Source organism: Streptomyces sp. H27-H5 (assembly GCF_026627505.1).
GTDB lineage: Bacteria > Actinomycetota > Actinomycetes > Streptomycetales > Streptomycetaceae > Streptomyces.
Map to the genome: position 1 here is coordinate 1 of NZ_JAPNLK010000293.1, position 1,420 is coordinate 1,420.

The 1,420-nt window shown below is 65.3% G+C and carries 1 protein-coding gene and 1 pseudogene; both read right to left on the reverse strand.

What is annotated here, in order from left to right:
• Positions 1 to 142 precede the first annotated feature (142 nt).
• Positions 143 to 829, reverse strand: coding sequence for a hypothetical protein (locus OTB19_RS42845; RefSeq protein WP_267804274.1), 687 nt, complete (start codon positions 827 to 829; stop codon positions 143 to 145).
• A gap of 23 nt (positions 830 to 852) precedes the next feature.
• A pseudogene (locus OTB19_RS42850) lies at positions 853 to 1,302 on the reverse strand (ATP-binding protein); the annotation flags it as partial.
• Positions 1,303 to 1,420 lie beyond the last annotated feature (118 nt).

Genomic DNA, 1,420 nt, shown 5'->3' on the forward strand with positions numbered 1-1,420 from the left:
CTCGGCCTGCAGATCCGCGATCACGCGCACGAGATCGTCATACGACGGACACCGGCGGCTGGAAGCTCCCACGGACAGACCAACGAACCGATCACCCCCAGGTCACACCACCTCGTGAGCAGTCACCGGCAGCCGCACTTCGTTACGTGACCTGCGGGTACGGGTTCTCGACGGGCCGTCCGAGACGGGTCCTCCGGTGGTGCCAGCGTGCTCTGGCTCGGTGTCGGTCTCGCCAGTTCTGCCAGTGGATCCTGTGCTCGAGGGTGGCCTGGCGGGGGTTTAGGGCACCGAGGAGGTTCTTGATCGCGGCGACGGTCAGCGGGACGCGCCCGGGTTCGAGCGGCGGGATGTCCTCGGGGCCGGTCGGTGGCCTGGCCTGAGTGTCGGTCCGGATCTTGGCCTGCGCGGCAGCCACCGAGCACACCGCTAAAGCGATCATGACCAGGACAGTGTGGCGACGGATCGCCTCATACATCCTGACCTGGGACTGGTCCAGACCGAACAGATCCTTGCCGAACTCGAAGTCCTCCTCGACCGGCCAACGAAGCCCTGCCGCGGTGATCAGTCGACGCAGCGTCACAGGCTGCCCGTCGGGGGCGAAGCACAGGTGGTAGGCCAACTCGCCGGTCTTCAGGTGCTTGCGGATCAGCAGCCAGTGCCGGGGTTCGCCGGTGGCGACCCACGCCCATCCGTAGAGCCTCTCGCCTTTGTCGCCCGCCCCGGCCGAGACAATCTGCCAGCGCCTCTTCGTCTTCAGACATGACGGCGGCCGTGGCAAAGTCCAGGTGTGCGGCCAGCTGTCGGCGTACTCGTTGAAGTGCTCAGCCAAGTACAGATGAACGTGCTCAGGTCTCAGGCCGCGTCGGTGTCGCGCTCGATGGCGGCGAGTCGGTTCTTGAGCCGGTAGCTGGGTCCGTTGATGGCGATGACGTCGCAGTGGTGGAGGAGGCGGTCGAGGATGGCGGTGGCGAGGACTTCGTCGCCGAAGACCTGGCCCCACTCGCTGAAGGTCTTGTTCGAGGTCAGGATGATCGAGCCCTTCTCGTATCGCTTGGAGATCACCTGGAAGACCAGGTTCGCTTCGGCTCGTTCCAGGGGCTGGTAGCCCACCTCGTCGACCACGAGGACGCCGGGCCGCAGGTAGGTGCCGAGTTTGCTGGTCAGACGCCCGGCGGCCTCGGCGGTCTTGAGGTTGCGGACCATGTCGTCGAGGCTGGTGAAGTAGATCGAGTAGCCGGCCCGGCAGGCCGCGACCGCGAGCCCGACGGCGATGTGTGTCTTGCCGACCCCGGGCGTTATCAACGGGGCCTGAGTCCCTCTCTTCTCTGTCTTCGACGAGCGTCACCATGAGCGTTCTGTGTCGTTGATGCATTGCTATCAACGGGAGTTCTTCAACGAGACGGAACGGCATCAGTGGCAC